Origin of the sequence: Micromonospora sp. NPDC047753 (assembly GCF_040642735.1) — a bacterium.
In the GTDB taxonomy this organism is placed as follows: Bacteria; Actinomycetota; Actinomycetes; order Mycobacteriales; family Micromonosporaceae; genus Micromonospora.
Genome location: NZ_JBEYSL010000529.1, coordinates 1 through 4,410 on the forward strand (window position 1 = coordinate 1; position 4,410 = coordinate 4,410).

The 4,410-nt window shown below is 71.5% G+C and carries 5 protein-coding genes; 4 read left to right on the plus strand and 1 reads right to left on the minus strand.

What is annotated here, in order from left to right; all coding sequences use genetic code 11:
• Positions 1-179 (plus strand): peptide deformylase (locus tag ABZ749_RS30140; RefSeq protein WP_357233731.1); only part of this gene is annotated, 179 nt, incomplete at its 5' end.
• Here the strand turns inward: ABZ749_RS30140 and ABZ749_RS30145 are convergent.
• Positions 176-946 (minus strand): TSUP family transporter, encoded by a 771-nt coding sequence (locus tag ABZ749_RS30145; RefSeq protein WP_357233722.1) that lies wholly within the window; start codon positions 944-946, stop codon positions 176-178. The genes ABZ749_RS30140 and ABZ749_RS30145 overlap by 4 nt on opposite strands.
• A gap of 183 nt (positions 947-1,129) precedes the next feature.
• Here ABZ749_RS30145 and ABZ749_RS30150 point away from each other — a divergent pair, with 183 nt between their 5' ends.
• From ABZ749_RS30150 to ABZ749_RS30160, 3 genes are read left to right on the plus strand one after another with little or no spacing between them, the layout of a single operon-like run.
• A complete protein-coding gene (locus ABZ749_RS30150; protein WP_357233724.1) occupies positions 1,130-1,909 on the plus strand; it encodes an endonuclease/exonuclease/phosphatase family protein in 780 nt (259 codons plus the stop codon).
• A gap of 36 nt (positions 1,910-1,945) precedes the next feature.
• Complete coding sequence (locus ABZ749_RS30155; protein ID WP_357233726.1) at positions 1,946-2,158, plus strand: hypothetical protein; 213 nt, start codon at positions 1,946-1,948, stop codon at positions 2,156-2,158.
• Positions 2,155-4,260, plus strand: a complete 2,106-nt coding sequence (locus ABZ749_RS30160; protein WP_357233729.1) for a M14 family zinc carboxypeptidase — start codon at positions 2,155-2,157, stop codon at positions 4,258-4,260. The genes ABZ749_RS30155 and ABZ749_RS30160 overlap by 4 nt, the downstream gene beginning before the upstream one ends.
• Positions 4,261-4,410: the final 150 nt, after the last annotated feature.

Genomic DNA, 4,410 nt, shown 5'->3' on the forward strand with positions numbered 1-4,410 from the left:
ACCAGCACGGCGAGCCACTGACCATCACCGGCAGCGGGTTCCTGGCCCGCGCCCTGCAACACGAGACCGACCACCTCGGCGGGCGGCTCTACGTCGACACCCTGCGCGGCGACACCCGCCGCCGCGCCCTGCGCGAAATCCGCGCCGGGCGCTTCGACTCACCCAGCCGCCGCGGCTAGCTCACCCACTGGTCGTGGCCCAGCTTCGCGACCAACGCCACCACCACCACCAGCAACACCACCCGCACAAACCCGGAGCCGCGGCGCAACGCCATCCGCGCCCCCAGCACCGCGCCGGCGATGTTGCACACCGCCATGCCCGCGCCCAGCAGCCACCACACGTGCCCGGTCGCCGCGAACACCACCAGCGCGCCCAGGTTCGTCCCCGCGTTGACGACCTTCGCCATCGCCGAGCCGTGCACGAAGTCCGCGCCCACGAGGGCGGTGAACGCCAACACCAGGAATGTGCCGGTGCCCGGGCCGATCAACCCGTCGTACAGGGCGATCCCCACCCCGGCCACCGCGATCACCGCCGCCACCCGCACCGTCGTGCGCTTCGCCGGCACCGCGACCACTCCCATCCGGGGACGCAACAGCACGAACGCCGCCACCGCCACCAGCACCACAAGGACGACCGGCCGGTACGCCGACGCCGGCACCGCCCCGGCCAGCGCCGCGCCCACCCCCGCGCTGAGCACCGCGAGCCCCGCCGCCGGGCCCGCCACCCGCCAGTCGACAGTCGTCCTGCGCGCGTACGTCGCCGCCGCCGTGGCCGTGCCGAAGATCGCGGCCAGCTTGTTCGTGCCCAGCGCGGTAGCCACCGGCAACCCCGGGGCGGCCACCAACAACGCCGGCAGCAGCAACAACCCGCCACCACCGACCACGGCATCGACCCACCCGGCCATCGCCGCGGCGGCCAGCAGAGTACTCAGCGTCACGGCGTCCACGGGCGGCAATTCTGCCCACCCGACACGCCGCAACGGGCACCGAGTGGCCAGCCTCACCCGCTCACCGACCCCGCGTACGCCGCAACCACACCCCCAGTGCGCCGACCGCCACGAACACCAGCACCGAACACAGCAACACCTTCACCACCCGGCAACCATGCCACGGGCACGTAAGGTGCAGGAGTGCGCCTGGCCACCTTCAACCTGCTGCACGGACGGTCCCTCACCGACGGGCTCGTCGACTCCGACCGACTCGCCGCCGCCATCGGGGCCCTCGACGCGGACGTGCTCGCCCTGCAGGAGGTCGACCGCGACCAACGCCGCAGCGGCAACCTCGACCTCACCGCCATCGCCGCCCGCGCCCTCGGCGCACCACATCACCGCTTCGCCGCCGCCGTCGTCGGCACCCCCGGCGAACAGTTCCGCCCTCTGCGCCACGAAGACGACGGCCACGGGGAGCCCTGCTACGGCATCGGCCTGATCAGCCGACACCCCGTCCGCAGCTGGCAGGTCACCCGACTCAAGCCGGCGCCGGTGCGCTCACCGGTCTACGTGCCCGGCCCCCGCGGCGGTCTCATCCTGCTGCACGACGAACCCCGCGTGGTCCTCGCCGCCGTCCTGGACACCCCGCACGGCCCTCTCACCGTCGCCGCGACCCACCTGTCCTTCGTGCCCGGCTGGAACGCCCGCCAACTCCGTCAGACCGTCCGTGCCCTGCGCGCGCTACCGGGGCCCCGCGTCCTGCTCGGCGACCTCAACCTGCCCGCCGGCGCGGCCCGCCTCATCTCCGGCTGGCACCCCCTGGGCCGACTCCCCACCTACCCGTCCGGGCAGCCCCGCGTCCAACTCGACCACATCCTCGCCGACCGACACGCCCTCGCCGCCCTCCCGCCGGTCCGCGCGGTCACCGCGCCGTCGTCCACCATCAGCGACCACCGTCCCCTGCTGGTCGACCTCGGCTGAGCATCATCGCCCCATCGCGCCTCACGAATGTCCCGGGTGGGCTCGGCGCCCATCGCCGCGCACCACACGGGCGACACCATCACCGAGGTCGAGTTCTTCGAGGGGTACGCGCACCTGCTGCCCGCCGAGCCGGAGTCGGCGGGGGAGCGGGCCACCAAGACGCAAGATTCCCTCAAGATCATTGCATCGACGGACTTCGACGATCATGCTGGTCGACACGCCACGATCAACTCGTCGGAGGCCACATGAGACGCCAGCGACAAACCCTCATCGCCGTGTCCACCCTCATCGCCCTCACCCTCACCACCGCAGCAACCCCCGCCAACGCCCAAACCGCCGCACCACCCGACCAGGTCACCGCCCTCACCGCCCACCAGGCCGACGGATACACCACCCTCGCCTGGCGACCCGTCGACGGCGCCACCGACTACCAGATCGAACGCACCCCCGTCGACGCCGACAACACCCCCACCGGCGCACCCACCATCGTCGGCATCTGGCGACCCAACCGCCAGATCAACCAACAGGCACCCACCTTCGCCGACGCCGGCTACAACCCCGGCGACACCTTCCAATGGCGCGTACGCGCCCGCACCGGCACCACCGAACAGCCCTACTCCGACCCGGTCACCGCCACCACCACAGCACCCTGGGGCAACCCCACGACCCCCGGCGAGCAATTGCGCACCGGCTGGGAAACCACCCACGCCGCGCAGTACACCAGCGACACCGACGAGTACGCGTACACCGCCGCCATCGACGCCCTCAGCGACCGCGTACGCGTCGTCGAACTCGGCCGCACCGTCCAGAACCGACCCATCAACATGATGGTCATCGGCCACCCCACCCCGGCGGCCACCCCGCAAGCCGTCGCCGCCACCGCACCCGTGGCCATCAACTGCAACGTGCACGGCAACGAACCCGGCGACCGCGAAGCCTGCCTCATCATGGCCCGCCAACTCGCCTTCAGCACCGACCCCCGCATCACCGACCTACTCAGCCACACCACCGTCCTGATCGTCCCCACCATCAACGGAGACGGCCGCGCCAACAACACCCGCGGCAACTCCACCGGCCAGGACCTCAACCGCGACTACTCCCTGATCCGCCAACCCGAAACCACCGCGTACATCACAATGGTCCGCGACTACCGACCCGTCGCCGGCTACGACGGCCACGAGTTCGGCAACTCCCGCGCCGGCGACCTGCCGATGCTGCCCCCACGGCACCAGAACGTCGCCCAACCCATCTTCGACCAGTCCCAGGACATGATCGAAGGCCACATGTACGCCAAGGGCGCCGAAGCCGGCTGGTGGGCCTGCCCCTACGGCTGCGAAGGCGGCGGCAACGTCGGCCTCAGCGAGGAAACCATCCTGCGCAACACCCTCGGGCTCAAGAACGTCACCAACTCCCTGCTGGAACTACGCAGCTCCGGCGGCCAGACCCGCCCCGACGAGGGCAACACCGCCAACAACAGACGCCGCAAGACCTACTCCGCCCTGTGGACGTTCCACCAGTTCCTCGACTACCACCGCGCCGACCGCGCCGACATCCTGACAGCCCGCAGCGAAGCCATCGAAACCCAAGCCGCCAACACCGGCCGGCTCGTCTTCCGCGGCTCCCGCCCCATCCCCGCCCACCCGGCACCGCACCCCGGCGACAGCCCACCACCACTCGACGCGCCCCCCACCGACCTGATCCTCGACAACCCGCCCTGCGCCTACAAACTCACCGACGAGCAGTACAACGGCGCCCGCACCGACGGACCCGGTGGCGTCGGCACCACCGTCGCCCAGCGCATCGCCGCCCACGGCTGGAAGGTCATCACCATCGGCGACGACCACTACGTCCCCCTCAACCAACCCGAACGCGGCCTCATCCCCCTGCTCCTCGACGGCAAGGGCGTGGAGAAGCTGACCGACGGCGAACGCGTCTATCCCACCCTCACCGGCCGCCGCAACGGACCCCTGACCGTCACCGGCTTCACCTGCGCCGACAACGCCACCATCAACGGCCCGGTCACCGTCCGGGCCGGCGCGGCACTCGTCACGACGGCAACCACCATCAGCGGCCCCCTCACCGCCACCGGCGCCGCCGGCATCCTCCTCGCCGACAGCACCATCAACGGCCCGGTCCGCATCGCCACCACCGACACGATCTCCATCATCGACGCCACCATCGCCGGCCCCGTCGACCTGTCCGGCAACACCACCGCCACCGACGCACCCGTGCTGGCCGGCACCACCATCCGCGGCCCGCTCAACTGCACCGGCAACAACCCCACCCCGCACAACCTCGGCATCGCCAACACCGTCCACGGCCCCCGCACCAACCAGTGCGCGGCACTGTGACCAACCACTAGCGAGCCATCACGCCGGCGGCGCGGACCCGACACCCGCGCCGCCGGCACCCCACCAGCAACACCGCACCCCGTGGAGGCCCCCCGCGCCCGGTGACCAAGCGTTCCAACCACCGGTCATGGTCGCCACCGGAGGGGGACA

Bases quoted from the DNA above. Each gene is read 5' to 3' on its own strand.
- ABZ749_RS30160 (WP_357233729.1), top strand. From the start codon at position 2,155: ATGAGACGCCAGCGACAAACCCTCATCGCCGTGTCCACCCTCATCGCC.